This is a genomic window from Ideonella sp. BN130291 (assembly GCF_036231905.1).
Classification (GTDB): domain Bacteria; phylum Pseudomonadota; class Gammaproteobacteria; order Burkholderiales; family Burkholderiaceae_C; genus CAMLIZ01.
Map to the genome: position 1 here is coordinate 254,099 of NZ_JAZARE010000003.1, position 26,085 is coordinate 280,183.

At 68.8% G+C, this 26,085-nt stretch carries 16 protein-coding genes; 14 read left to right on the forward strand and 2 right to left on the reverse strand.

Annotated features, from left to right (window positions below; all coding sequences use genetic code 11):
• Positions 1-21: 21 nt before the first annotated feature.
• Positions 22-1,593: a GH39 family glycosyl hydrolase gene (locus VPH43_RS07575; RefSeq protein WP_328577071.1), complete on the reverse strand. Its 1,572-nt coding sequence runs from the start codon at positions 1,591-1,593 to the stop codon at positions 22-24.
• A 10-nt stretch (positions 1,594-1,603) separates the two neighbouring features.
• A complete protein-coding gene (locus tag VPH43_RS07580) occupies positions 1,604-3,115 on the reverse strand; it encodes a tryptophan halogenase family protein (protein WP_328577072.1) in 1,512 nt (503 codons plus the stop codon).
• Between the two features lie 133 nt (positions 3,116-3,248).
• Here VPH43_RS07580 and VPH43_RS07585 point away from each other — a divergent pair, with 133 nt between their 5' ends.
• From VPH43_RS07585 to VPH43_RS07650, 14 genes are all read left to right on the forward strand, one after another.
• Positions 3,249-4,469, forward strand: a complete 1,221-nt coding sequence (locus VPH43_RS07585) for an ROK family transcriptional regulator (RefSeq protein ID WP_328577073.1) — start codon at positions 3,249-3,251, stop codon at positions 4,467-4,469.
• Positions 4,469-5,941: a xylulokinase gene (xylB, locus tag VPH43_RS07590; protein WP_328577074.1), complete on the forward strand. Its 1,473-nt coding sequence runs from the start codon at positions 4,469-4,471 to the stop codon at positions 5,939-5,941. The genes VPH43_RS07585 and xylB overlap by 1 nt, the downstream gene beginning before the upstream one ends.
• Positions 5,942-5,978: 37 nt before the next feature.
• Positions 5,979-7,292 (forward strand): xylose isomerase, encoded by a 1,314-nt coding sequence (xylA, locus tag VPH43_RS07595; RefSeq protein WP_328577075.1) that lies wholly within the window; start codon positions 5,979-5,981, stop codon positions 7,290-7,292.
• Between the two features lie 140 nt (positions 7,293-7,432).
• The gene (locus tag VPH43_RS07600) at positions 7,433-10,480 is read left to right on the forward strand and encodes a TonB-dependent receptor (protein WP_328577076.1); all 3,048 of its coding nucleotides are present in this window, start codon (positions 7,433-7,435) and stop codon (positions 10,478-10,480) included.
• Positions 10,480-12,144 (forward strand): GH35 family beta-galactosidase, encoded by a 1,665-nt coding sequence (locus VPH43_RS07605; RefSeq protein ID WP_328577077.1) that lies wholly within the window; start codon positions 10,480-10,482, stop codon positions 12,142-12,144. The genes VPH43_RS07600 and VPH43_RS07605 overlap by 1 nt, the downstream gene beginning before the upstream one ends.
• An 83-nt stretch (positions 12,145-12,227) precedes the next feature.
• Positions 12,228-14,441 carry a hypothetical protein gene (locus VPH43_RS07610; protein ID WP_328577078.1) on the forward strand — a complete coding sequence of 738 codons (2,214 nt, stop codon included), beginning with the start codon at positions 12,228-12,230 and terminating at the stop codon, positions 14,439-14,441.
• Positions 14,438-16,843: a glycoside hydrolase family 95 protein gene (locus tag VPH43_RS07615; protein WP_328577079.1), complete on the forward strand. Its 2,406-nt coding sequence runs from the start codon at positions 14,438-14,440 to the stop codon at positions 16,841-16,843. The genes VPH43_RS07610 and VPH43_RS07615 overlap by 4 nt, the downstream gene beginning before the upstream one ends.
• Positions 16,840-18,186: a GDSL-type esterase/lipase family protein gene (locus VPH43_RS07620; RefSeq protein ID WP_328577080.1), complete on the forward strand. Its 1,347-nt coding sequence runs from the start codon at positions 16,840-16,842 to the stop codon at positions 18,184-18,186. The genes VPH43_RS07615 and VPH43_RS07620 overlap by 4 nt, the downstream gene beginning before the upstream one ends.
• Positions 18,183-19,541: a GH1 family beta-glucosidase gene (locus VPH43_RS07625; protein WP_328577081.1), complete on the forward strand. Its 1,359-nt coding sequence runs from the start codon at positions 18,183-18,185 to the stop codon at positions 19,539-19,541. The genes VPH43_RS07620 and VPH43_RS07625 overlap by 4 nt, the downstream gene beginning before the upstream one ends.
• 20 nt (positions 19,542-19,561) lie before the next feature.
• The gene (locus VPH43_RS07630; protein ID WP_328577082.1) at positions 19,562-20,998 is read left to right on the forward strand and encodes an MFS transporter; all 1,437 of its coding nucleotides are present in this window, start codon (positions 19,562-19,564) and stop codon (positions 20,996-20,998) included.
• 114 nt (positions 20,999-21,112) lie between these two features.
• Entirely contained in the window at positions 21,113-21,886 is a 774-nt protein-coding gene (locus VPH43_RS07635; protein WP_328577083.1) for a PEP-CTERM sorting domain-containing protein, read from the forward strand.
• 140 nt (positions 21,887-22,026) lie between these two features.
• On the forward strand, positions 22,027-23,439 hold the full coding sequence (locus VPH43_RS07640; protein WP_328577084.1) for a glycoside hydrolase family 5 protein: 1,413 nt from the start codon (positions 22,027-22,029) through the stop codon (positions 23,437-23,439).
• A gap of 58 nt (positions 23,440-23,497) precedes the next feature.
• A complete protein-coding gene (locus tag VPH43_RS07645) occupies positions 23,498-25,057 on the forward strand; it encodes a family 43 glycosylhydrolase (RefSeq protein WP_328577085.1) in 1,560 nt (519 codons plus the stop codon).
• Positions 25,058-25,088: 31 nt separating this feature from the next.
• Positions 25,089-26,063, forward strand: a complete 975-nt coding sequence (locus tag VPH43_RS07650) for an AraC family transcriptional regulator (protein WP_328577086.1) — start codon at positions 25,089-25,091, stop codon at positions 26,061-26,063.
• Positions 26,064-26,085 lie beyond the last annotated feature (22 nt).

Consider the following 26,085-nt stretch of genomic DNA (forward strand, 5'->3'; position numbering starts at 1 on the left):
GTTGGTTGGTGAAAGAAAGAACTAGTTCGCCGCGGGTTCCAGCGTGACCAGCACGATGTCGTTGCTGCGCATCGGCAGGCTCCATTGCAGCCGGCCGTTGGCACCCACACGCACCGTGCGGTCGACTTCGGGCTGGTCGGAGGAGCTTTGCTGCAGCGTGGCCAACTGCTGGGCCGTCAGCTCCTTGGGCGCCCCCATCTCGAGGTAGGCGGTGTGCGCGTCGTTGGCCTTGTAGCCGGTGCGCCGCACCTGCACGCGGTAGCGGCCCGGCGTGAGGTGCTGCAACTCCAGCTGCACCGCGCGCGCCGGGTTCGCGGGCAGCGGCTTGCCGAAGAACACGCTGTTGCTGGTGGGCTGCTCGCGGTGCTGCCAGTCCCAGGCGAGCACCGCGGTCTTGCGGCCGTCGGTGGCCGCCAGCACCGCGTCGTCGGGGCTGGGCACTTCCTTGCCGCGCAGCGCGTTGAGGTACTTGTAGGCAAACCACGCAGGCTTGCGCACACCCTCGCGCGTCATCAGGCCGAAGCCGCCGTGGAACGGTCGGTCCGGCGGGCCCGGCTCCTCGAACAGGTCGCTGTAGGTCCAGTAGCTCATGGCCTGCGCCTGGCCGCGCGTGGCGCGCAGCTTGAACAGGATCCACGAGGCGCTGATGTAGCTGTCGTGCACCTTGTCGCGCGGGTTGTAGCTGGTGCTCCACTCGGTCACGTAGTGCGGCAGGCCCGGGAAGGCGGAGCTGTCGATCTCGCGGCGCACGCGCTTGACGTCGCTGACGATGGAATCGGGATTGGGTGAGAGCTTGCGGTCGGACTGGCCGAACTCATCAAGGAAGCCTTCTTCCACGCCGTAGGTGTGGGTGGTGACGAAGTCCACCGGCACGTCGTGCGCCTTGGCATAGGCCAGAAACTCGGGCACCCAGGCCGCGCCGGCGGTGGAGGGGCCGCCGACCTGGAGGGCAGGGTCGATGCGCTTGAGTACGCGCGCGGTGGCAGCGTAGAGCTCGAAATAAGCCTGCTGGTCGGCGCGCTCCCAGAAGTCGCCGAGGTTGGGCTCGTTCCACACCTCGAAAGGCCAGCTTCGCACCTCCTGTGCGCCGTAGCGCTGGATGAGGTGGCGCACGAAGGCATCGACCAGCGCTGCCCAGGGCTCGGGCTTCGGGTGCGAGGTGTTGCCCTTCCAGTAGAAGATGGTCTGCGGCGAGCTGGCCATGGCCTCCGGCGTGAAGCCCAGCTCCACCAAGGGCTTGATGCCGCGCGCGAGCAGCGCGTCGTAGAGCCGGTCGATGCCGCTGAAGTCGTGGGAGATGCGGTCACCGTCCTTCTTCACCGTGCCCAGCGCGTCGTGAAAGATCGCGTGGAAGCGCACGTTGCGGAAACCGAGTTCGTCCACCGCGGTCTTGAGCTGCGCGAGGTTGGCGTCGCGGCCGGTGGTGCCCGGATAGTCGGCGCCGACGGAGAAGTCGAAGAAGCGGTCCACCGGCGCGGTGGCACGCGCGAGGTCCAGCGGCACGCGGCGCGTCGCCGGCGCGCCGGCTTCGGCCGCCACGGCCCAACTGAGGCCCAGCGCCAAGCCCATGGTCACCCATCCTTTGTGTCGCATGCTCACCGCCCTATGCCTTTGCGTGTCGCGCGATGTAGTCGCCATGCAAAGGCATGTCGGCCGCCGTGCGCGAGATGGCCTGGTGCAGGCGGGTGAAATGGCTGCGCAGCGCCTGCTCATCGACCTGGTCCACCGCCGGGTCGTAGGACTCGGGCATCAGCCCGTTGCCCATGAGGATGGACACCCAGGACGGCTCGGCGAAACCGTCGCGGTCATAGATGGTCACCCGGGCCGACGAGCGAAACAGCTCGATCTGGTGCGCCAGCGAGTCGGACACCGGCATCGCGGCGCAGTAACGCCAGAACTCGGAGTCGGTGCGCCGCGTGAGCTTGTAGTGCAGGACGATGAAGTCGCGGATCGACTCGAACTGGGAGGCCATGCGTCGGTTGTATTCGGCCGCCAGCGCGGGCTGGAAGTCGCGGTCGGGGAACAGCTCGATCAGCCGGCCCACGCCGTCCATGATGAGCTGGATGCTGGTGGACTCCAGCGGCTCGACGAAACCGGCCGCCAGCCCCATGGCCACCACGTTCTTCACCCAGGTGCGCCGGCGCCGGCCGGTGGTGAAGCGAAGCTGGCGCGGCGTGTCGAGCGCGGCGCCGTCCAGGCCCTCGAGCAGCACGCGCGCGGCGTCGTCGTCGTTGATGAACTGGTTGCAGTAGACGTGTCCGTTGCCGGTGCGGTGCTGCAGCGGGATGCGCCAGGCCCAGCCCGCCGAGCGCGCGGTGGACGTGGTGTAGGGCGTGAGCGGCTCCACGCGCTCGCAGGGCACGGCCAGCGCGCTGTTGCAGGGCAGCATTGCGCTCCAGTCCTCGTAGCCGGCCTTCATCGCGCCTTCGATCAGCAGGCCGCGAAAGCCCGAGCAGTCGATGAAGAGATCGCCTTCGACGCGGCGCCCGTCGCGCAGCTTCACCGCGCTGACGAAGCCGTCATTGGTGCGCACATCGACGGCGACGATGGTGCCCTCGATGCGCTCGGCGCCGCGCTGCACGGCATAGTCGCGCAAGTAGGCCGCGTACAGGCCCGCGTCGAAGTGAAAGGCGAAGGAAAACGCATTGGCCGCCGCGGGCCGGTCGCCCACCGGCGGCGTGAAGCGGTTGCTGCGCGCCATCACCGTGGCGGTGGACCATTCCTCGTACGACGGCATGCCGCCTGCGCGGTGCAGACGCAGCCAGTGCTGGAAGGGCGAGCGGTTCTCGATGGCCGGCCCGAAATCGCCGAAGCCATGGAAGAAGCGGTGGCCGAGTTCGCCCCAGTCCTTGAACTCGATGCCCAGCTTGAAGGTGGCCTGCGTCTTCTTGACGAAATCCACCCCGTCCAGCCCCAGCGTCGCGTTGTAGAAGCGGATCGGCGGCAAGGTGGCCTCGCCGACACCGATGGTGCCGATCTCGGGCGATTCGATCACCACGATCTCGCACGGCGCCTGGCCCTCGCGCCGCAACATCTTTGCAAGGGGCGCGGCCGCCATCCAGCCGGCGGTGCCGCCGCCCACGATGACGATCTTGCGGATGGACTTCTCGTTCATAAGTGGCGAAAGTCTCGTGCCAGGCTGCACGGATGTGTTTAGGTGTTTCTACCGCTTTATTTAGTTTGTCGCCCAAACTAATATCGCCTCCAACACAGGGGCAACAGCCCTTCCAACGATCCGGGAGACATCCGTGCCAGTTGAGGCCGCAGGCAATCAGCAACTGCTCAAGCACATCAACCGCATGGCGCTGGTGCGCCAGCTGTGTGCCAACCCCGGCCTGTCGCGCGCCGACCTGGCCACGGCCGTGGGGCTGACCAAATCCACCGTGAGCCTGCTGGTGCGCGAGCTGCTGGCCGAGGGCTGGCTGGTCGAGCGTGAAGTGGTTGCCACCGGCGACCTGGGCCGCCGCCCCACCCCGCTGTTCATCGACCCGCGCCGCCTGCTGCTGCTGGGCGCCGAGGTGGGCATCGAATCCGTGCGTGTGGTGGCCACCTCGCTCACCGGCGACGTGCTCGCGCGCACGGTCGTGAACTTTGGCACAAGCAAGAGCGCCAAGGCCTGCATCGGCTCGCTGGCCACCGCGCTGCTCAAGGTGCGCCGCCAACTGAATGAGACGGAGCACCGCATCATCGGCCTGGGCGTCGGCCTGCCCGGCGGCGTGGACGAGGCGCGCGGCTTCCTCCACTTTGCACCCAATCTCGGCTGGCGCGACGTGCCGGTGGGCGAGTTGCTCGGCGAAAAGCTCGCCGGCACCGCGCTCGCCGGGACCCCGCTGTTCGTTCAGAACGAAGCCGACGTGGCGGCCCTGGGCGAGATGGAATTCAACCCCGCGCAGGCCCAGGACCCGCTGCTGTACCTCAGCATCAACCAGGGTGTGGGTGCCGGCGTGATCGTGGGCGACCGGCTGCTCACCGGCAACCGGGGTTTTGCCGGCGAAGTGGGCCACATGGTGCTGCAGCTCAACGGGCCGCTGTGCTCCTGCGGGCGGCGCGGCTGCGCCGAAGCGCTGATCGGCCCGCGCGCCATGCTGCGCCCGGAGGACGACACCGCCCATCCGCTGGCGGAGATCCAGCGCCGCCTGGCCGCGCAGGACGCAGAGACTTCGCGCGCGGTCAAGAAGGCCGGCAGCTACCTGGGCGTGCTGCTGCAGAACCTGGCTTCGGCCTACGACCCCAGCTGCATCGTGCTGGGCGGCGCGGTGGTGGACCTGGGTGACGTGTTCCTGCAACCGGCCCTGCGCACGCTGAACGAATACACCGCCGCGGCCAACCTGGCCCCGCCCACGGTGCAGACCTCGCGCTTCGGCGCCGATGCGGTGGCGGTGGGCGCGGCCGCGCTGGCGCGCTACCGCCTCACCCGGCCCTTGATCGCCAATGCGTCCAGCGCCGTCGCCGTCGAGGAGGCCGCCTGATGTACCTCGGCATCGATCTCGGCACCTCCGAGGTGAAGCTGCTGCTGATCGACGGCAGCGGCCAGGTCGTGGGCCAGGCCGGCGTGCCGCTGCAGCTGCAGCGGCCGCAGCCGCTGTGGTCGGAGCAGTCGCCGGACGACTGGTGGCTGGCCACCGAAGCCGGCGTGGCGCGCCTGCGCGCGGCGCACCCCAAAGCTTGGGGCCAGGTGCGCGCCATCGGCCTGTCAGGGCAGATGCACGGCGCGGTGTTGCTGGGTGAGCACGACCAGGTGCTGCGCCCGGCCATCCTGTGGAACGACGGCCGCAGCCATGCGGAATGCGACACGCTGCTGCAGCGCGCGCCGCGGCTGCACCAGATCAGCGGCAACCTGGCGATGCCGGGCTTCACCGCACCCAAGCTGCTGTGGGTGCAGGCGCATGAACCCGAGGTGTTCGCCCAGGTGCGCAGCGTGCTGCTGCCCAAGGACCACCTGCGCCTGCTGCTCAGCGGCGAGAAGGTGTCCGACCCCTCCGATGCGGCGGGCACCTTGTGGCTGGACGTGGCGGCGCGCGACTGGTCCGACGAGCTGCTGGCCGCCTGCAACCTGAGCCGCGCGCACATGCCGCGCCTGGTGGAAAGCAACCAGCCCTGCGCCACCCTCAGGCCGCAGCTGGCCCAGGCCTGGGGCCTGCGGCCCGAGGTGCTGATCGCCGCGGGCGCGGGTGACAACGCTGCCAGCGCCATCGGCATCGGCGCGGTGCGGCCGGGCGAGGGCTTCCTGTCGCTGGGCACCTCGGGCGTGCTGTTCGTGGTGAACGACCGCTTCCGCCCCAACCCGGCATCCGCGGTGCATGCCTTCTGCCATGCGTTGCCGCAGCGCTGGCACCAGATGAGCGTGATGCTGTCGGCGGCCAGCTGCCTGAAGTGGTTCGTGCAGATGAGCGGCGCGGCCGACGAGGCCGCGCTGCTGGCCGACATCGCCCTGCTGCCGCCGGACACGCTGCGCGATGCGCCGCTGTTCCTGCCCTACCTGGCCGGCGAGCGCACCCCCCACAACGACGCTTTTGCGCAAGGCATGTTCTTCGGCCTCGGCCACGGGAGCACGCGCGCGGCCTGCGGCTACGCGGTGCTCGAGGGCGTGGCCTTCGGGCTGGCGGACGGGCTGGCCGCGCTGCAGGCCGCCGGCACCGAGGTGCGCCCGCTCTCGCTCGTGGGCGGCGGCGCACGCAGCGGCCTGTGGGCCCAGCTCATCGCCGACGCGCTCGGCGTGGAGCTGGTGGTGCACACCGGCGCCGAGGCCGGCGGCGCCCTGGGCGCGGCGCGGCTGGGCTGGATGGCCGCCGGCGGCACCGAGGCCCAGGCCTGCACCCGCCCCGAGATCACCGCGCGGTACCGGCCTGACGCCGAGCGCCGCGCACGCCTGCAACCCCGGCTGGAGCGCTTCCGCGAGATCTACCAGCGGCTGAAGCCCCTGTGGGCCCACCGCGCCTAAGCCAGCCGCCCCACCGAGATCACACCCTCCCGACGTCATGACCAACTACTTCCACCACATTCCGCCCATCGAATACCAGGGTCCGGCCAGCGACAGCACACTGGCCTTCCGCCACTACGACAAGAACCGCATCGTGCTGGGCAAGCGCATGGAAGACCACCTGCGCTTTGCCGTGTGCTACTGGCACAGCTTCTGCTGGACCGGGCTGGACCCGTTTGGCGGCGGCACCTTCCTGCGCCCCTGGTTCGAAGGCGGCTCGCCGATGGAGCTGGCCAAGGCCAAGGCCGACGCGGCCTTCGAGTTCTTTGCCAAGCTGGGCGCGCCCTACTACACCTTCCACGACCGCGATGTGGCCCCCGAAGGCGCCACCCCGCGTGAAAGCCACGAGAACTTCCTGCGCATGGTGGACGTGCTGGGCGAGCACCAGCAGCGCACCGGCATGAAGCTGCTGTGGGGCACCGCCAACCTGTTCAGCCACCGCCGCTTCATGGGCGGCGCGGCCAGCAACCCGGACCCCGCCATCTTCGCCATGGCCGCGCTGCAGGTGCGCGATGCGATGAACGCCACCCTGAAGCTCGGCGGCGAGAACTACGTGCTGTGGGGCGGGCGCGAAGGCTACGAGACCCTGCTCAACACCAGGGTGGGCCAGGAGCTGGACCAGCTGGGCCGCTTCCTCAACCTGGTGGTGGAGCACAAACACAAGATCGGCTTCAAGGGCACCCTGCTCATCGAGCCCAAGCCGCGCGAGCCCTCCAAGCACCAGTACGACTTCGACGTGGGCACGGTCTACGGCTTCCTGGTGCGCTACGGCCTGGAAAAAGAGGTGAAGGTCAACATCGAGGCCAACCACGCCACCTTGTCGGGCCACAGCTTCGAGCATGAGATCGCGCTGGCGGCCGCACTCGGCATCCTGGGCAGCATCGACATGAACCGCGGTGATCCGCAGCTGGGCTGGGACACCGACCAGTTCCCCAACAACGTGCCCGAAACCGCGATGGCGCTGTACCACATCCTGCAGGCCGGCGGGCTGGGCAGCGGGGGCCTGAACTTCGACGCCAAGATGCGGCGCCAGTCGCTGGACGCGGAGGACCTGTTCCACGGCCACATCGGCGGCATGGACGTGTGCGCCCGCGCGCTGCTGATCGCCGAACAGATGATCCTGGACGGCCGCCTGGAGAAGGCACTGAACGAACGCTACGCCGGCTGGGCCACCCCCGCCGGGCAGGACGTCCTGGCGGGCCGCGTCGCACTCGACGCGCTGGCCGACCGGGTGCTGAACACGAACACCGATGCCTTGCCGGTGTCGGGCCGACAGGAATACCTGGAGAACCTCGTCAACAGATTCTGCTGAACCGGCCAAGCAAGGCAATGACCTTGCGCCGCATGCCCAACAACAGGGAGTTTTCGCTGATCGCGGCTTCGTCGGGCCGCCCTACGACACCGTCCCCCACCGGGACGAGCCCCTGAACCACTTTAGAAAAGGTGCACGAGATGAGGAGACATTTCAAAAAGACAACGTTGTCGGTGGCAGCGGCCCAGGTGGCCCTGATGGCCACCGGCATCGCGATGGCGCAGGGTACGACGGCACCCGCCGCGCCGGCCGCTGCAGCGTCGGCCGCTGCCGGCAGCGACAGCGAGCCCGGCGGCAAGGCGCAGACCGTGGTCGTGACCGGCCAGCGCGCCGCGCTGCAATCGGCGCAGAAGATCAAGCGCGAGTCCGACGAGATCGTGGACTCCATCGTGGCCGACGACATCGGCAAGCTGCCCGACCGCTCGGTCACCGAGGTGCTGCAACGCGTGGTGGGTGTCACGATCGACCGCACCATGGCCAAGGGCGACCCCGAGCACTTCTCGGTGGAAGGCTCCGGCGTGGCCATCCGCGGCTTGAACTGGGTGCGCTCCGAGCTGAACGGGCGTGATTCGTTCTCCGCCAACGGCGGGCGCTCGCTCAACTTCGAGGACGTGCCACCCGAGCTGATGGCCGGCGTGGACGTCTACAAGAACCCGTCGGCCGAGCAGATCGAAGGCGCTGTCGGCGGCCTGGTGAACCTGCGCACCGCCATGCCGTTCGACTTTCCCGGGCTCAAGGCATCGCTGTCGGGCTCCACGACCTACTCCACGCTGAACAAGAAGAGCGCACCGTCTTTCTCGGCCCTGTTCAGCAACCGCTGGGAAACCGACGCAGGCCACTTCGGCGTGCTGCTGGACCTGGCAAGTTCCGAAAGCAAGACGCGCTCCGACTTCTTCCAGGTGGAGCCGTACTACCCGCGCAACGACCTCGTCGAAGGCCAGGATCCGAACACCACGCTGTGGGTGCCCAAGGGCGCGCAATGGCGTTCACTGGAGTTCCAGCGCAAGCGCGAAGGCCTGTACGGCGCGCTGCAGTGGAAGAAGAACGAGTGGGACTCCTCGCTCACCTACTTCCAGTCCAAGTACCGCATGCAATGGGACGAGCAGGCGATCTTCGCCCAATCGGACCCGTACCGCCTGCGTGTGACCAACGGCCAGTTCGACAGCCAGGGCGGCTTGCAGTCCGGCACCCTGACCAACAGCGACGGCTCGCTGATCAATTTCAACGACGACACCCGTACCGCCTGGCGCAAGTCCAAGACGGAAGACCTGTCGTGGCACCTGGGCTGGAAGGCGAGCGACCGTTGGAGCTTCAGCACCGACGTGCAGTACATCCGGGCCACCACCTCCAGCCTGGACTCCACCGTGGCCACCGGCACCGGCATGCCCAAGCAGACGCTGGACCTGACCGGCTCCGTCCCTACGCTGTTCTTTGACGACGCCGACCGCGCCCGGCTCTCCGACCCGGCGAACTACTACTGGGCGTTCACCATGGAACACATGGACCGCAGCAAGGCCACCGAAAAGGCCTGGCGCACGGACGCGAAGTTCAACTTCGACCATCCGGTGCTGCAGGACCTGCGCTTCGGTGTGCGCCTGACGGATCGCGACGCCATCACCGCCCGCAATCCGAGCGACTACCACTGGCAGGCCATCACGCAGCCGTGGACGGCCGGCGGACCCGCGTTCCTGAGCGACTACCCCGGCGGCACGCATGTCAACACGTTCAACAACTTCTTCAACGGCAAGGTCCCGACACCCCCTGCGGTCGTGTTCCCGGACGTTTCGCTGGCCACCGGCTTCCCGGGCAGCTACGCCCAGCTTCATGAGTACGGCCGCGACCACTGCCTGAAGTCCGGCCAGAGCGAGGCCACCTGCAACAGCTGGCCGTTCACGTTCACGCCGGAGACCATCAGCGACGATCCCAACAGCCGCGGCACCAACCGCCAGGCCGAGCGCACGCAGGCGGCCTATGCGCAGCTGCGCTTCGGGTTCGACGACTGGGCCATGCCGGTGGATGGCAACGTGGGCGTGCGCGTGGTGCGCACGCAGTCCAATGCGCAGGGCTACATCAGCTTTGGTGGCTCGAACATCACCCCGGGCCTGACCGGCGTGCCGATTCCGAACATTCCGGCCTACAACAAGGTCCAGAATTTCGAGAACACCTACACCAACGTGCTGCCCAGCCTGAACCTGCGCATGAAGGCCCGCAGCGACCTGCAGTTCCGTTTCGCGGCCGCCAAGGGCATCTCGCGGCCGGACTTCACCGACCTGCAGGCCTACACCTCGCTCACGCAGGACAAGACCACGGTGGGCAACGAAGTGATCAGCGTGTCGCAGACCGGCGAGGCGCTGGGCAACCCGATGCTGCGGCCGGTGCGCTCCACGCAGGTGGACGCCACTGCCGAGTGGTACTTCAGCCGCACTGGCTCATTGACGTTCGCGCTCTTCAACAAGAACCTGAAGGACGTGGTCATCAAGCAGACGACGGGCTTCCAGGTGCAGGACGTGGACGGCAACCCGCAAACCTTTGCCGTCACCAGCCCGGTCAACGGTGCCAAGGGCTATGCCCGCGGCTTCGAGCTGGCGTTCCAGACGTACTTCGACAGTCTGCCCGGCTGGCTGTCGGGCTTGGGCGTGCAGACGAACTACACCTTCGTCGACAGCAAGACCAAGCTGTACAACCCGGTCAACCCGGTGTATTGCTCGGGCTCCAGCGGCAATGCCGACAACCTGCCTCTGAACCTGAACGGCTGCGACACCGACGGCCGGGCCTTCAGCAACCTGCCGCTGGCCAACCTGTCGCGCAACGCCTTCACCCTGGCGCTGATGTACGACCAGGGCCCGGTGTCTGCCCGCGTGGCCTACACCTGGCGCTCGAAGTACCTGCAAGGCATCAACGTCAACGGCACCAAAGGCACCGACGGCACCGACACCAACCCGGACAGCGCCAACCAGGGCGCGCACAACATCGCCTGGGGCCTGCCTACCTGGGCTGATGCCTACGGCCAGGTCGACGCCGGCGTTTACTACAAGCTGCTGGAGGACAAGCTGACGCTGGGCCTGGAAGCGCAGAACCTCAACGACGCGCGCCAGCGCCAGTTGATGCAGCAGCACATCGGCGACAAGACCCGCGGCCTGTTCTACACCGGTCCGCGCTACACGTTCACCGCACGCTACACGTTCTGATGAGCATGGCACGACGCACGCTCGCGCGTGCCGTCGGCTTGCTGGCCCTGGGCGCTGCCAGCGCCCTGGCCGGCACGCCGGCGGCCGCGCCGCCGCACCTGGTACAACGCGACGGCCGCCACGCCCTCATGGTCGACGGCGCGCCCTACCTCATCCTCGGCGCGCAGGTCCACAACTCCAGCAACTCCCCCGAGGCGCTGAAGAAGGTGTGGCCGGCGGTGCAGGACATGCACGCCAACACGGTGGAAGTGCCGATCGCCTGGGAGCAGATCGAGCCGCAGGAAGGCCGCTTCGACTTCAGCTTCGTGGACACCCTGCTGGCCCAGGCGCGGCAGAACAAGGTGCGCCTGGTGCTGCTGTGGTTCGGCACCTGGAAGAACACCAGCCCGCAATACACACCCGCCTGGGTGAAGCTCAACAACCAGCGCTTCCCGCGCATGGTGGACAAGGACGGCAAGCCCAGCTATTGCCTCTCGCCCTTCGGCGAAGAGACGCTTGCGGCCGACCGCAAGGCCTTCGTCGCGCTGATGGGCCACCTGAAGAAGGTGGACGCGCAGCAGCGCACCGTGATCATGGTGCAGGTGGAAAACGAGGTCGGCACTTACGGCCTGGTGCGCGACTTCGGCGCCAGGGCACAGGCCGCCTTCGAGCAGCCGGTGCCGCCGGCCGTGCTGGCGCGCAAGAAGGCGCTGGTGCCAGGCGCCGCCAGCGGCCCCTGGCGCGCGGTGTACGGCGACTATGCCGACGAGTACTTCCACGCCTGGGCGGTGGCCCGCTACATCGAGGAGATCGCCAAGGCGGGGCGCGCGGTGTACGACCTGCCGATGTACGTGAACAACGCCTTGCGCGACCCGCTGGAGCAGCCGCCCAAGCCCTGGAAGAACAACTTCGCCAGTGGCGGGCCCACGCACGACGTGATCGACATCTACAAGGCCACGGCGCCGCACATCGACATCGTGGGCCCGGACCTCTACAGCCCGGAATCGGCGCAGGTCAACGGCTCGATCGGCCTGTTCCAGCGGCCGGACAACCCGCTCTGGGTGCCCGAGATGAGCAACGCGGCGGTGTACGCCCGCTACGTGTACCCCATCCTCGGCCGCGGCGCGCTCGGCGTGGCGCCCTTCGGCATCGACTACTTCGACTACAGCAACTTCCCGCTCGGTTCCAGGTTCACCGACAAGCGCATGGTGGAGCCCTTTGCCGGCATCTATGCCGCCTTCGGCACCATGCAGCGCCAGTGGGCGCAATGGGCCTTCGAGGGCCGCACCTTCGGTGTGGCCGAGGGCGACGACCATGCCGACCAGGTGATCACGATGAAGGGCTGGAACGCCAAGGTCTCCTTTGGCCAGTGGCAGTTCGGCGAGAAGGAATGGCCTGGCAACGCCAAGGAGGCGCCCGCGCATGCCGACAAGCTGGTGGGTGGCGTGGCGATCGCGCAGGTGGGCGACGACGAGTTCGTGATCGTCGGACAGCGCGCCCGCGTGCGCATCGAGCCCGCCACGCCGCAAGGCCTGGGCGCGATGCTGGTGCGTACCGAACAGGGCCGCTACGACAGCAGCGGCCGCTGGGTGATGGAGCGCAACTGGAATGGCGACCAGGTGGATTGGGGCCTGAACCTGGGCGCCCAGCCGGTGGTGCTGAAGGTGCGCATGGGGCGGTATTGAGATGTTGACGCCCCCACGCTCACTTCGTTCGCTGCCCCCCAAGGGGGCGCGTCAGCGCCTTCGGGCGGCCGGGCGGCGCTGACATGCACCGCCGCCGCCTCCTACAAGCAGCAAGCCTGGGCAGCCTGCTCGGTGCACCGTTGCCCGCGGCCTGGAGCGCCGCACCCGCGGGCGCCGCCCCGTATGCCTGGCGCAGCGTGCCCTTTGGTGCCGGCGGCTTCGTCGACGGTTTCCTGTTCCACCCCACCGAGCCGGGGCTGCTGTACGCACGCACCGACATCGGCGGCGCCTACCGCTTCGACACCGCGGCCAACGCCTGGGTGCCGCTGCTGGACCACCTTTCGCATGCAGAGGCCGACCTGATGGGCGTGCTCAGCTTGGCGGTGGACCCGGCCGACCCCGACCGGCTGTACGCGGCCTGCGGCCTCTATCTGGACCAGCGCTCGCGCCCAGGCGCCCTGCTGGCCTCCACCGACCGCGGGGCGACGTGGCAGGTGCACGAACTGGGCCTGCACATCGGCGGCAACTCGCCCGGCCGCGGCTCGGGCGAGCGGCTGCAGGTGGACCCCCATGAGGGCCAAGTGCTGTGGCTGGGCAGCTCGCAGGACGGGCTGCTGCGCAGCACCGACCGGGGCCGCAGCTTCAGCCGCATCGAAGGCTTCACCGCGCGCCATGTCTCGCTGGTGCTCATCGATCCGGCCAGCGGCACGGCGGGCGGCGCATCGCGCACCGTCTACGCCGGCAGCCATGACGAGCCGGGGCTGTACGTGTCGCATGACGGCGGCCAGCGCTTCAGCCGCGAGGCGGGCACGCCGCGCCAGGTGCCCCAGCATGCCGCCATCGGGCCTGACGGCAGCCTGTACGTCAGCTTTGCGCTCGGCACGGCGGCCGTGGCCTGCAACCCCAGCTACGCCAAGACCGGCAGCGTGTGGAAGCGCGACGCCGAAGGCCGCTGGACCGACATCACGCCCGAGCCGCCCGGCGAGGGCCGGCGCGCCTTTGGTTATTCGGGGCTGGACGTGGACCGTCGCCAGCCGGGCCGCCTGGTGGTGTCCACCATCGAACGCTGGGCCGAAGGCGACGAGATCTTCGTGTCGGAGGACGGTGGCACGCACTGGACGGCGCTGGGCGCGCTGTCGCAGCACGAGGCCGGCGCCTACCCTTGGCTGGTGGACTACATGCGCACCGAGCGCAACTTCGGCCACTGGACGTCCGACGTGAAGCTCGATCCCTTCAACGGCGACCGCGCGCTCTATGGCACCGGCTACGGCGTGTGGGTGACACGCAACCTGGGCGCCGCGCGCAACCGCGGCCAGGTGCAGTGGGTGTTCACCGTGGCCAACTTCGAGGAGACCGCCACGCTGGTGATCCGCAGCCCCGCCACCGGCCCGCGCCTGCTGGCCGCGATGGGCGACGTGGCCGGCGGCGCGTGGGACGACCCCAGCCGTGCGCTGGGCCGGCGCTACTTCACGCCACCCAAGGAAACCAACCGCTCCGTGGATTTCGCCGAGCTGGCGCAGCACATCGTCGCGCGCACCGGGGACGGGCCGTCCAGCGGCTACTGGTCCGACGATGGCGGCCTGCAGTGGCAGCCGTTCGAAACCTCGCCGCGCACGGGCCGCGTGCAGTCGGGCAGCATCGCGGTGTCGGCGCGCGGCGGGGCCTTCGTGTATGCGCCGCAGAAGGGCAGCGCGCTCTGGTCACACGACCGCGGCCGCCGCTGGGCACCCTGCCTGGGCTGGCCGGCGTCCGGCACCACGCCGCTGCGCGCGGTGGCGGACCGCGCGGCGGAGGGCGTGTTCTACGTGCTGGACAGCCAGCGTGGCCAGCTGCTCGCCAGCCGGGACGGTGGCCGGCGCTTCAAGCCGCTGCTCACCGGGCTGCCCCAGCCGGCCCCCGGGCAACCCACGCAGCTGGTGAGCGCGCCCGGCACCGAAGGCGACCTGTGGCTGGCCCTGGGCGACCGGCTGCTGCATGTGCCGGCTCGCGGCCGCGAGCCGAAGGCGCTGCCGGCAGTGGCCGAGGCGTGGATGCTGGCGCTCGGCAAGGGCGTACCCGGCGCGGCCTATCACAGCCTCTACCTCTGGGGCCGCGTGCGGGTGACCGGCAGCACCCTGCCGGAGGAAGGCCTGTTTCGCTCCGATGACGCCGGCGCCAGCTTCACCCGCATCAACGATGACCAGCACCGCTACGGCCGGCTGCTGTCCATGGCGGCCGACGCGCGTGAACATGGCGTGCTCTACCTGGCGCCGCACGGCCGCGGCGTGGTGGTCGGCCGCCCGAGGGCCGGTACGTGAAGCGCCTGCTGCGTTGCCTGTTGCTCCTGGCCTGCGCGCTGGCCGCGATGGCCGCCTGCGCTTCGCCGGAGCTGGCGCTGCGCTACCTGAAGCCCGCAGCCGACACCGCCCAGGGCTGGGAGCGCGAGGCGCTGCCCATCGGCAACGGCCGCATCGGCGCCATGCTCTTCGGCCAGCCGGCGCGCGAGCATGTGCAGTTCAACGACATCACGCTGTGGACCGGCGACAGCAAGACGCTGGGCGCCTACCAGCCCTTTGGCGATGTGTTCGTCGAGCTGGCGGGCCACGACGCCCCTGTGAGCGGCTACCGGCGCGAGCTGCGCCTGGACGACGGCCTGCAGCGCGTGCAGTACACGCTGGGCGGCGCCACCTTCACGCGCGAAGCCTTCGCCAGCCACCCGGCGCAGGTGATCGTGCTGCGCTTGAGCGCCGACCGCAAAGGCCAGTACACCGGCAGCCTGCGCCTGGCCGACATGCACGGCGCGCATTTCGCCGCCGCCGGCAACCGCCTCTATGCCACCGGCTCGCTCGCCGGCTGGGTGCTGCCCCAGCCCGATGGCGCGGCCTCCGGCCAGCCGCCCACCACCAACCGCATGGCCTATGCCAGCCAGCTGCAGCTGCTGCACGAGGGCGGCTCGGTGCAGCTGCAGGGCCAGGCGCTGGAGTTCAAGGACTGCGATGCGCTGACGCTGGTGCTGGGCGCCGGCACCAGCTACGTGGCCGACGCCGCGCGCGGCTTCCAGGGCGAGCATCCCCTGGCACGTGTGACGGCCCAGGTGTCCGCCGCTGCCGCGCGGCCCTACGCGGCACTGCTGGCCGAGCACCAGCAGGACTACCGCGCCCTCTTCGGCCGGGTGCAGCTGGATCTCGGCGCCACCGCAGCCGCACGCCGTGCGCTGCCCACCGACGAACGCCTGGCCGCCTACACCGCGCAAGGCGCCGACCCCGGACTCGAAGCCCTGTATTTCCAGTTCGGCCGCTACCTGCTGATCTCCAGCTCGCGCGGCGCCCTGCCGGCCAACCTGCAGGGGCTGTGGAACAACAGCCTCACGCCGCCGTGGAATGCCGACTACCACACCAACATCAACATCCAGATGAACTACTGGCCGGCGGAGCCGGCCAACCTGCCCGAGCTGGCGCAGCCGCTGTTCGACTTCGTGCGCAGCCAGGCGCCGGTGTACCGCAAGCTCGTGGCGGACACCGCGGCGCGCGTGCTCAAGGATCCGAACGACCTGCCGCCCGGCATCGTCACCTGGGACGGCTTCGGCCCGATGCCGGAAGAAACCTTCCTCACCGCGGCGCGCAAGCCGGTGCGGGGCTGGACGGTGCGCACCGCCACCAACCCCTTCGGCGCGATGGACTACCTGTGGAACAAGACCGGCAACGCCTGGTACGCGCTGCACTTCTGGGAGCACTACGCCTTCACCCAGGACCGGGCGTTCCTGCGCACGGTGGCCTATCCGCTGATGAAGGAGGTGAGCCAGTTCTGGGAGGACCATCTCCAGCCCCTGCCGGACGGGCCGATGAAGGGCCGCCTGGTCGCGCCGCGCGGCTGGTCGCCCGAGCACGGGCCGGTGGAAGACGGCGTCAGCTACGACCAGCAGATCGTGTGGGACCTGTTCAACAACACGGTGGAGGCGGCCGATGCGCTGGGCATCGACCGGGCCTATCGCCAGCACCTCGCCGCGCTGCGCGACCGCCTGGCCGGGCCGCGCGTGGGCCGCTGGGGCCAGCTGCTCGAATGGCTGGACGAAAAGAACGATCCGGTGCTGGACACGCCGCAGGACACCCATCGCCATGTGTCCCACCTGTTCGCGCTGTTCCCCGGCCGTCAGATCTCGCCGCTGCGCACGCCGGCCTTGGCCGCCGCGGCGCGCAAGACGCTGGAGGCCCGCGGCGACGTGAGCACCGGCTGGTCCATGGCCTGGAAGATGGCCTTCTGGGCGCGCCTGCTCGATGGCGACCGCGCGCACCACCAGCTGCGCGGCCTGCTCGCCACGCCGGGCGCACGCGTGGCCGAGCGCAAGGGCCCGGGCAGCGAGCTCAATGCGGGCGGCACCAACCCCAACCTGCTGGACACCCACCCGCCGTTCCAGATCGACGGCAACTTCGGCGCCACCGCGGCCATCTGCGAGATGCTGCTGCAGTCCCACAACGGCGAGCTGCACCTGCTGCCGGCCCTGCCCGCGGCGTGGCGCGATGGCGCGGTGAACGGCCTGCGCGCCCGCGGCGGGTTCGAGGTGGACATCGCCTGGGCCGGCGGCCGCCTCACCCGGGCCACCGTGCGCTCGGTGGCGGGCGCCGGCGGCGGCCGGGTGCGCTACGGCGATCGCCTGGTCGATCTTCATCTCAAGCCCGGTGAGCACCGCGAGCTCAACCACCACCTGCAAGCGTCCCGATGACACCCACCCTGCCCCTTGTGCGCGGCGGCGCGCTCGCGGCCGCCTTCGCCGCCGTGCTCGCCGCACTGTCGGCCTGCGGTTCGCTGCGCACCCCCGGCACACCCGATGAACTGGCGCTCCATGTGGGCCGGCTGCACGCGGACCTGCGGCTGCAGGTGGCCGATTTCGAGGGCCAGCATGATTTCACCGGCAGCACCCTCGCATTGCCGAAGCCGGCCCAACCCAAGGTGCCCGACAGCCAGGTCAGCGCCCGCATCTCCAGCAAGGACGCCACCGGCGACGCGCTCACCCTGAAGTGGAGCAACGCCTGGTTCGCCAGCCTGCGTTTCGTCGCCGACAAGCCGATGGACCTTCGCCCCTGGCTGCCCGATGGCACCCTGGAGTTCGACGTGGAAGCGCTGGACATGGCCAAGGCGGGCCTCACCTTCGTGATGGGCTGCGGCGCCGACTGTGGCCGCAAGCTGCCCTGGCAGGTGCCCTCTCGCGCGCTGCAAGGCCTGGGCTGGCAGCACCTGTCGTTCTCGCTGCAGTGCTTTGCACGCGATGGCAACGACTTCAGCGCCGTGACCCAGCCCTTCGTGGTGGACACCAGCGGCACCGGCGAGGTGTCGGTGGCCAACGTGAGGATCGTGAAGAACGGCAAGCCCAATGCGAGCTGCCCCGACCACCGCACCGAATCGGTGACCCCCGCGCCGCTGACGCAGGTGTGGTCGCTGGAGTGGTGGATCCCGCGCCACGAGAAGAAGCTGGACGAGATTCGCCAGCTGCGTGCCCAGGGCCTGCAGCCCGAGGTGATTTTCATCGGCGACTCCATCACGCAGGGCTGGGAAGACGCCGGCAAGGCCGTGTGGGAGCGCCACTACAAGCGCTACAACGCGCTGGACCTGGGCTTCGGCGGCGACCACACCGAGAACGTGTTGTGGCGCCTGCAGCACGGCGAGGTGCACGGCATCCGCCCGAAGGTGGCGGTGCTGATGATCGGCACCAACAACACCGGTGACCGGCAGGAGGACCCGGCCACCACCGCCGCGGGCGTCAAGCGCATCGTGGAGGAGCTGCGCCAGCGCCTGCCTGATACCAAGATCCTGCTGCTGGCGGTGTTCCCGCGCGACGAGTTGCCCACGGGCCGGATGCGCCGCCTCAACGACCGCGTGAACGCGCAGATCGCCGGCCTGCATGACGGCCAGCACGTGCACTTTCTCAACCTCAACGCCGCCCTGATGAACCCGGACGGCACCTTGTCCAAGGACATCCTGCCCGACTTGCTGCACCTGAGCGAGAAGGGTTATGTCCTGTGGGCGCAAAGCATGGAACCTACCCTTCGGAAGTTGTTGTCGGAATGAACACGTTCACCTATTCCAGCCCGTTCCCGCCGTCGTTCGTCTTCGGCGTGGCGGCGGCCGCCGCCCAGATCGAGGGCGCTGCCTTTGCCGATGGCAAGGGCGAGTCCATCTGGGACCGCTTCTGCCGCGTCCCCGGCAAGGTGTCCCATGGCGACACGCTGGACACCGCCTGCGACCACTACCACCGCTTCGACGAGGACTTCGCGCTCATGGCCTCGCTGGGGGTGAAGCACTACCGCCTGTCGATTGCCTGGCCGCGCATCTACCCGCACGGCGACGGCCCGCTCAACCAGGCGGGCCTGGACTTCTATCACCGCCTGCTGGCCAGCATGGCGCGGCATGGCATCACGCCGTGGGTGACGCTGTTCCACTGGGACCTGCCGCAGGCGCTGGAGGAGCGTGGCGGCTGGACCTCGCGCGTCACGGTGGAGGCCTTTGCGCGCTATGCCGACACGGTGGTCAAGGCCTTCGGCAGCACGGTCAAGAACTGGATCACGCTCAACGAGATCCGCTGTTTCACCTGGCTGGCCTATGGCGTGGGCAGCAAGGCGCCGGGCCGAAAGGAGAGCGAGCAGGTGGTGAACCAGACCTACCACCACGCCCTGCTCTGCCACGGCCACGCGGTGCGTGCGGTGCGCGAGTTCGGCGGCGCAGGCGCGCGCGTGGGCCTCACCGACAACTGCGACGTGGCGGTGCCGGTCACCGAAACACCGGAGGACATCGCCGCCGCCACGGCCTGGTTCCTGGACAAGAACGCGCATGTGCTGGGCGCCATCCACGGCAAGGGCTACTCCCGCGCCTACCTGGACCGTGTGGGCGCGGATGCGCCGCGCGTGCAGCCGGGCGACTTCGACCTGATCAGCCTGCCCACCGACTTCCTGGGGCTGAACATCTACACCGCCACGTACGTGCGCGCCGGCCGCAACGGCGCCGCCTACGAAGCACTCACGCTGCCGGCCAACTACCCGCGCGCCGACAGCCCCTGGCTCAACCTGGTGCCGCAGGCCATCTACTGGGCCTCGCGCATGTGCCATGAGCTCTACGACTACCCGGCGATCTACATCACCGAGAACGGCTGCGGCTACAACGACGAGCGCGTGGTCAATGGCGAGGTGATCGACCTGCACCGGCGCGACTACCTGCGCAACCACCTGCGCGAGGTGCACCGCGCCATCGCCGACGGCGTGCCGATCGACGGCTACTTCCTGTGGTCGTTCATCGACAACTACGAGTGGGAAGACGGCTACCAGCGCCGCTTCGGCATCGTGCACTGCGACTACCAGACGCTCAAGCGCACGCCCAAGCTGTCGGCTCACTACTATGCCGACGTGATGCGCACGCGCACCGTCCTATGACCACCACCGGAGCCGCTGCCATGCGAGGCGTTCCCTCCTCCACCCCGGCCGCGGTGCCGGTGACCGACCGCGTGCCGCTGCCCCAGAAACTCGGCTGGGGCCTGGGCAGCTTCCTCGACATGTGGGGCCACTGGCTCTACCCGACGCTGGCCTTCCAGGTCTTCAACATCTTCCTGCACGTCTCGCCGGGGCTGATCTCCACCGTGCAGGCGGTGAAGGTGGGCGTCGACGCCGCCTCGGATGCGATCTTCGGCTGGGCCTCCGACAACACCCGCACCCGCTTCGGCCGGCGGCGCCCGTTCATCCTGGTGGGCGGGGTGCTGGCGGGCATCGGGCTGCCGCTGCTGTTTGCGGTGGGCCAGGGCTGGAGCGACCGCGAGTACTTCCTGTTCATGCTCGTCTCCACCCTGCTGTACGTGCCGGTGATGAGCTGCTTCAACATGCCCTGGGTGAGCCTCGGCTCGGAGATGACGCCCGACTATCACGAGCGCACCAACGTGATGTCGATCCGCAACCTGATCCAGAAGCTGCCGGAGCTGGGCCTGTTCTTCGCCGCGCAGTTCACCACGCTGGCGGTCTTCAACGGCGCCGACGGCAAGCCCGACATCCTGCGCGGTGCGCAGGTGTACTGCACCATCCTGGGCACCATCATGGTGGTGGCCTCGATCGGGATCTTCCTGCTGGTGCGCGAGCGCTACTACGACCACCTCGTCAGCAAGACGCAGCAGAAGGTCAAGTTCTCCGACACCCTGTGGCGCACGCTGCGCAACCGGCCCTACCGCCGCGTGGTGACCATGAACCTGGCCTATGGCCTGGGCACCGCGATGGTGTCTGCGCTGGGCTACTACGCCACGGTGTACTACGTGTGCAAGGGCGACGTGGCCCTGGCGGCGAAGTGGAACACCGCGATGGGCGCCGCCGGCATGGGCTTCGGCCTGCTCGGCATACCGTTCTTCAACCGCCTGGCGCGGCGCTTCGGCAAGCGCGCCGCGATGGTGACCGTGCTCTCGCTGGCGATCTGCGCCTTCATCGGCGACTGGTGGCTCTACGACCCCGAGCACCCCTGGCTGCAGCTGCTGGCCTGCGGCTTCGTGGCGTTCACCGGCGCCGGCTTCTGGACGCTCTACGGCTCGGTGCTGGCCGACGTGATCGACGACGACGAACTGCAGACCGGGCAGCGCCGCGAGGGCTCGTTCTCCGCCTGCCAGTCGTGGATCTCCAAGGTGGGCATCGCGCTCGGCGTGGGCGCCTCGGGCTGGATCCTGCAGTTCACCGGCTTCGACTCCAAGCTGCCGGTGCAGACCGACCACGCGATCTTCATGATCCGCATCCTGCTGTCCAGCATTCCGGTGGTGGGGCTGGTGGTGGCGCTGATCGCGATCCTGCGCTACCCGCTGACGGAGGCCCGCATGAGCGAGATCCGCACGGCGCTCGAAGCGCGCCGTGGCAAGGTCTGACATCCCACCTGCCGTGACAGCCACCGTGATCGCGTCTGCCAGGCGATTTGAAAGCTAATTTGTTCGTGCAATGCCCAAACTGATATTCAACGAGAGCGACCCGGAGGTGGAGACATGACGATGAGAAACAAGGCGGCCGGCGTTCTGGCCTCCACATTGGCAATGCTGGCGCCGCAAGCCTGGGCGGACACGGCCTCGGTGGCCGTCTCCAACGTGAAGGTGCAGGTGATGGACACGGTGCCCGGCGACGACATCTGGCCGTGGGCCGTGTTCTTCACCGGCGACCCCAGCTGGCTGTCGTACACCACCCTCGCAGGCGCCCACGTCGAGGCCCCCGTGGCGGACCAGGCCAGCCAGGGCTGGCTGGGCACGGTGCAATCGGCCACGGCCAGCAGCGGCGGCTCGATGGCCCAGGCGGGAACGACGGCCGGTGATCTCTACGGCAGCAGCGGCCCCGGCGGCTGGGCCTCGGTGAGCGCGGTGGACGGCCAGCAAGGCTGGGCCTACGCAACCGTGTTCAACGGCTTGTTCCTCGCCGGCGCTCAGACCCGGTTCGTGGTTACCGCCTCCGTGGACGGCCTGACCGCCGCCGGCGCGAGCGCCCAGGCCAACACGAGCATCGAGATCTGCGACAACGATGGCAGCTGCAGCCCGCTGGGGTACAGCGAGGCCCTCACCTTCGGCGGCTTCGGCTTCCCGGTACCGACCTCCCTGCGCGCGGAGTGGACCAACCCCACCAGCGACGCTGCCTGGGGCACGCTCAACGTGAGCATGGCCGCAGCGGCCCAGTCCACCCTGCTGCCGGTGCCCGAGCCCGCCACCGGCTTGCTGTTCCTGGCGGGTGTGGCCGCCCTGTGCGCGGCGGGCACTCGCCGCCCCCAGCGCTGAAGGACATCCATGAAGCGGGGCTACACCTGCGCAGGCAGTGGGCGCTGCCGCCCTGCATGGAACAACCAGCTTGACGATTCCACAACCGCTCGCGCCCGGAGGAGACGCCGTGCCGAGCACCTACGACGAAAGGTCAGAAGATGAAGTCGTTGATATCGATGGTTCTCTTCCTGCTCGGGCTGTGCATCGCACCGTTCGCGCAGGCCCAAAGCTGCGGCAGCGGCGGCGGCGCCACCGTGTGCCTCACGGCCACCGGCAGCGCCAGCAACATCCAGCTCAGCTGGACGGTGAGCGGCAGCAACGTCAGCAACGTGCAGGTGTACCGCGACACCGACAGCAACCCCAGCGGCCGCAGCCGCCTGGCCTCGGTGAGCAGCAGCAGCCGCAGCTACACCGACAGCACCGCCGCCACCGGCACCACCTACTGGTACTGGATCAAGTTCAGCGTCGGCAGCGCGAGCTACAACTCCAACGCCGCGTCGGCCGCACGCACCGGCAGCACCTCGGGCATGCGCAACCTCACCAGCCTGCAGCTGGCGGCACTGATGTCGCCGGGCTGGAACGTGGGCAACTCGCTGGAGGCCATCGGCGGTGAAACCAACTGGGGCAACCCGGCGGTGAACCAGGCGCTGATGAACGGGGTGAAGGCCGCCGGCTTCAAGACGGTGCGCATCCCGGTGTCGTGGAAGCAATACGCCGATGCCAACGACAACATCAGCGCGAGCTGGATGGCGCGGGTGACCGAGGTGGTGAACTACGCACGCAACGCGGGCCTGTACGCCATCATCAACATCCACTGGGACGGCGGCTGGATGAACCAGCCCACCTACGCCAACCAGTCGGCGATCAATGCGCGCATCACCAAGTTCTGGACCCAGATCGCCAACAACTTCAAGACCTACGACGACTATCTGCTGTTCGCCGGCACCAACGAGGTGATGAAGGACGGCGACTACGGCACGCCCACGGTGGAGTACTACACCGTGCAGAACAGCTTCAACCAGACCTTTGTGAACGCAGTGCGCGCCACCGGCGGCAACAACGCCGTGCGCCACCTGATCGTGCAGGGTTTCAACACCAACATCGACCACACCTACAACTTCTTCACCGTGCCCACCGACAGCGCGAGCAACCGCCTGATGGTCGAGGTGCACTACTACGACCCCTACAACTTCACCCTGAACACCGACAACGACAACATCTGGCAATGGGGCAGCATCGCGACCAGCGCGGCCAACACCGAGACCTGGGCCAATGAGTCGTATGTGGACGCCCAGATGCAGAAGATGAAGTCCCGCTTCGTCGACGGGCTGGGCATGCCGGTGCTGATGGGCGAATATTCGGCGGTGGCCCGCTTGAACGTGGACAGCGCACAGAAGTACCGCACCTACTGGGACCAAACCATCACCAAGGCCGCGTTCTCGCGCGGCATCGTGCCGGTGTACTGGGATGCGGGTGCCACCGGCAACCACACCTCGGGCCTGTTCAACCGCTCCACCGGTGCGCAGGTGTACCCCAGCCTGGTCAGCACCATCGTCAACGCGGCGAAGTAAGCCGCCCTGCCCCCGCAAGGACCGATCTGACATGCGCGTGTCCCGACGTACCGCTTTGATGACCGCCCTTGCGGGCGCCGCCGCTGCACAGCTGCCCGCGGCGGCCGCCGTGCAGCGGCCCCGTTTTGGCGCCGGCCTTGAAGGCCAGCGCAAGGCCGACCTCGGCGACGGCACCTACCGCAACCCGATCGTGCCGGGCGACCACCCCGACCCCACCATCCTGAAGGACGGGGCCGACTACTACATGACGTTCTCGTCCTTCCAGTCCTATCCCGGTGCAGTGATCTGGCACTCGACGGACCTGGTCAACTGGGCGCCCATCGGCCCCGCGCTGCACAAACCCATCGGCACCGTGTGGGCCATGGACCTGGTGAAGCACCAGGGCCGCTTCTACCTCTACATCCCCACGCTGCAAGACGACGGCAGCGGCATCCACGTGACCTGGGCCGACAACATCCGCGGCCCCTGGAGCGACCCCGTCGACCTGAAGCTGCCGGGCTGCATCGACCCCGGCCACGCGGTGGGCGAGGACGGCAAGCGCTATCTCTTCGTCAACGGCATCCGCCGCGTGCAGCTGGCCGACGACGGCCTGTCCACCGTGGGCGAGCTGCAGCCGGCGTACACGCCCTGGCGCTACCCAGACGACTGGGTGGTGGAGATGTTCGCGCCCGAAGGGCCCAAGCTGTTCCGCCGCGGCGCCTGGTTCTACCTCGTATCCGCCGTGGGTGGCACTTCCGGCCCGGCCACCAGCCACATGGTGACGGTGGCCCGCGCCAAGTCCATCCACGGTCCCTGGGAGCATTGCCCGCACAACCCGGTGGTGCGCACACAAAGTGCCGACGAACCGTGGTGGTCGCGCGGCCATGCCACGGTGGTGGAAGGCCCGGCGGGCGACTGGTGGATGGTCTATCACGGATATGAAAAGGGCTTCCGTACCCTGGGCCGCCAGACGCTGCTGGAGCCGATCGAATGGACACGCGACGGCTGGTTCCGCGCCAAGGGCGGCACCTTGTCCGCGGCGCTGCCCAAGCCGAAAGGCGGCGTGGCCGGCCCGGCCGGGCAGCCGCTGTCCGACAGCTTCACCGGCCGGCAACTGGGCCCGCAGTGGAGCTTCTTCAACCCGGGCGCCAACGAGATGCAGCGCGTGCGCCTGGACAGCCAGGGCCTGCTGCTGCAGGCCAAGGGCAGCACGCTGGCCGACTGCTCGCCGCTCACCTGCCTGGTGGGCGACCGCAGCTACGAAGCCTCGGTGGAGCTGCAGATCGAAGGCGACGCACAAGGCGGCATGAGCCTCTACTACGACCCGCGCGGCTTCGTGGGCGTGGGCTTCACCGCCATGCAGATGCTCACCTACCAGTACAGCCAGGAGCAGCAGTGGATGCGCACGCCCATCACGGCGAAGACGGTGCACCTGAAGCTCGTCAACCGGGAGAACGTGGTCACCTTCCATCACTCGGCCGATGGCCGGCAGTGGACGCAGCACCCCTGGCAGATGGAGGTGTCCGGCTTCCACCACAACGTGTTCGGCGGCTTCCTCAGCCTGAAGATCGGCCTGTTCGCCGCCGGCCGCGGCCAGGTGCGGCTGCGCAACTTCCGCTATCGCGGCCTGCTGGGATAGGCTCGGCCATCGACATCCGATGGACGGCGACATGGGACGACACCCCACGGAAGAACTAGACGCGCTGCAGCAGAGCCTGGCACGCACGATCGGGGCCCACACCCAGGGCAACGAGGACCGGGCCATGCCGATCCCGAATGTCATGTTCTTCCGGCGTGAAGCCCCCACGGAGCCCTCGCTGTGCCAGATCGAGCCCAGCATCGTGCTCGTGGCGCAGGGTGCCAAGCGCATGCTCCTGGGCAGCGAGGCGTACGCCTACGATACCGAGCGCTTCCTGATCACGTCCCTGGACGTGCCGGCCAATTCGCAAGCCGTGGTCGCCTCCAAGGAGAAACCCTGCCTCGGCCTGTGCCTGAAGCTGGACCTTCAGGTGATGGCCGACTTGATCGCGCACGCCGGCCTGCCCGTGCCCACCGAGCGGCCGGGTGACAGGAGCGTGGGCATTGGCCATGTCACGCCCAGGCTGCTCGGGTCCATCCAGCGGCTGCTGGACCTGCTGGACGAGCCGGCATCGATACCGGTGCTGGCCCCGCTGATCCAGCGCGAGATCCACTATCGCCTGCTGGCCGGCGAACAAGCCGCGCATCTGTGGCAGATCGCCTCGGTGGGCAGCCAGGGCCATCGGATCTCCCGCGCCATCGACTGGCTGAAGCTCAACTTCGCCTTGCCGCTGCGGGTGGACGAACTGGCAGCGCGCGTGCAGATGAGCACGTCCACCTTGAACCTCCACTTCCGCCAGCTCACCACGATGAGCCCCTTGCAGTACCAGAAGTGGCTGCGCCTGAATGAAGCGCGGCGCCTGATGCTCAACGAAGGGCTGGACGCCGCGACCGCAGCCTTCGACGTCGGCTACGAAAGCCCGTCGCAGTTCAGCCGCGAGTACAGCCGGCTGTTTGGCATGCCGCCCAAGCGCGACATCGTGAGCTTGCGCCGCAAGGCCGCGCTGGGTGCGCAGCCAGGGCACGCCAGTGGTGCCCCGCCGGAGCACCGCGCCGACGGCGGCTGACGCGCGCCCGGGCCTGCATCGG

Bases quoted from the DNA above. Each gene is read 5' to 3' on its own strand.
- VPH43_RS07575 (WP_328577071.1), bottom strand. From the start codon at position 1,593: ATGCGACACAAAGGATGGGTGACCATGGGCTTGGCGCTGGGCCTCAGT.
- VPH43_RS07580 (WP_328577072.1), bottom strand. From the start codon at position 3,115: ATGAACGAGAAGTCCATCCGCAAGATCGTCATCGTGGGCGGCGGCACC.
- xylB (WP_328577074.1), top strand. From the start codon at position 4,469: ATGTACCTCGGCATCGATCTCGGCACCTCCGAGGTGAAGCTGCTGCTG.
- xylA (WP_328577075.1), top strand. From the start codon at position 5,979: ATGACCAACTACTTCCACCACATTCCGCCCATCGAATACCAGGGTCCG.
- VPH43_RS07600 (WP_328577076.1), top strand. From the start codon at position 7,433: ATGAGGAGACATTTCAAAAAGACAACGTTGTCGGTGGCAGCGGCCCAG.
- VPH43_RS07605 (WP_328577077.1), top strand. From the start codon at position 10,480: ATGAGCATGGCACGACGCACGCTCGCGCGTGCCGTCGGCTTGCTGGCC.
- VPH43_RS07610 (WP_328577078.1), top strand. From the start codon at position 12,228: ATGCACCGCCGCCGCCTCCTACAAGCAGCAAGCCTGGGCAGCCTGCTC.
- VPH43_RS07620 (WP_328577080.1), top strand. From the start codon at position 16,840: ATGACACCCACCCTGCCCCTTGTGCGCGGCGGCGCGCTCGCGGCCGCC.
- VPH43_RS07625 (WP_328577081.1), top strand. From the start codon at position 18,183: ATGAACACGTTCACCTATTCCAGCCCGTTCCCGCCGTCGTTCGTCTTC.
- VPH43_RS07630 (WP_328577082.1), top strand. From the start codon at position 19,562: ATGCGAGGCGTTCCCTCCTCCACCCCGGCCGCGGTGCCGGTGACCGAC.
- VPH43_RS07635 (WP_328577083.1), top strand. From the start codon at position 21,113: ATGACGATGAGAAACAAGGCGGCCGGCGTTCTGGCCTCCACATTGGCA.
- VPH43_RS07640 (WP_328577084.1), top strand. From the start codon at position 22,027: ATGAAGTCGTTGATATCGATGGTTCTCTTCCTGCTCGGGCTGTGCATC.
- VPH43_RS07645 (WP_328577085.1), top strand. From the start codon at position 23,498: ATGACCGCCCTTGCGGGCGCCGCCGCTGCACAGCTGCCCGCGGCGGCC.
- VPH43_RS07650 (WP_328577086.1), top strand. From the start codon at position 25,089: ATGGGACGACACCCCACGGAAGAACTAGACGCGCTGCAGCAGAGCCTG.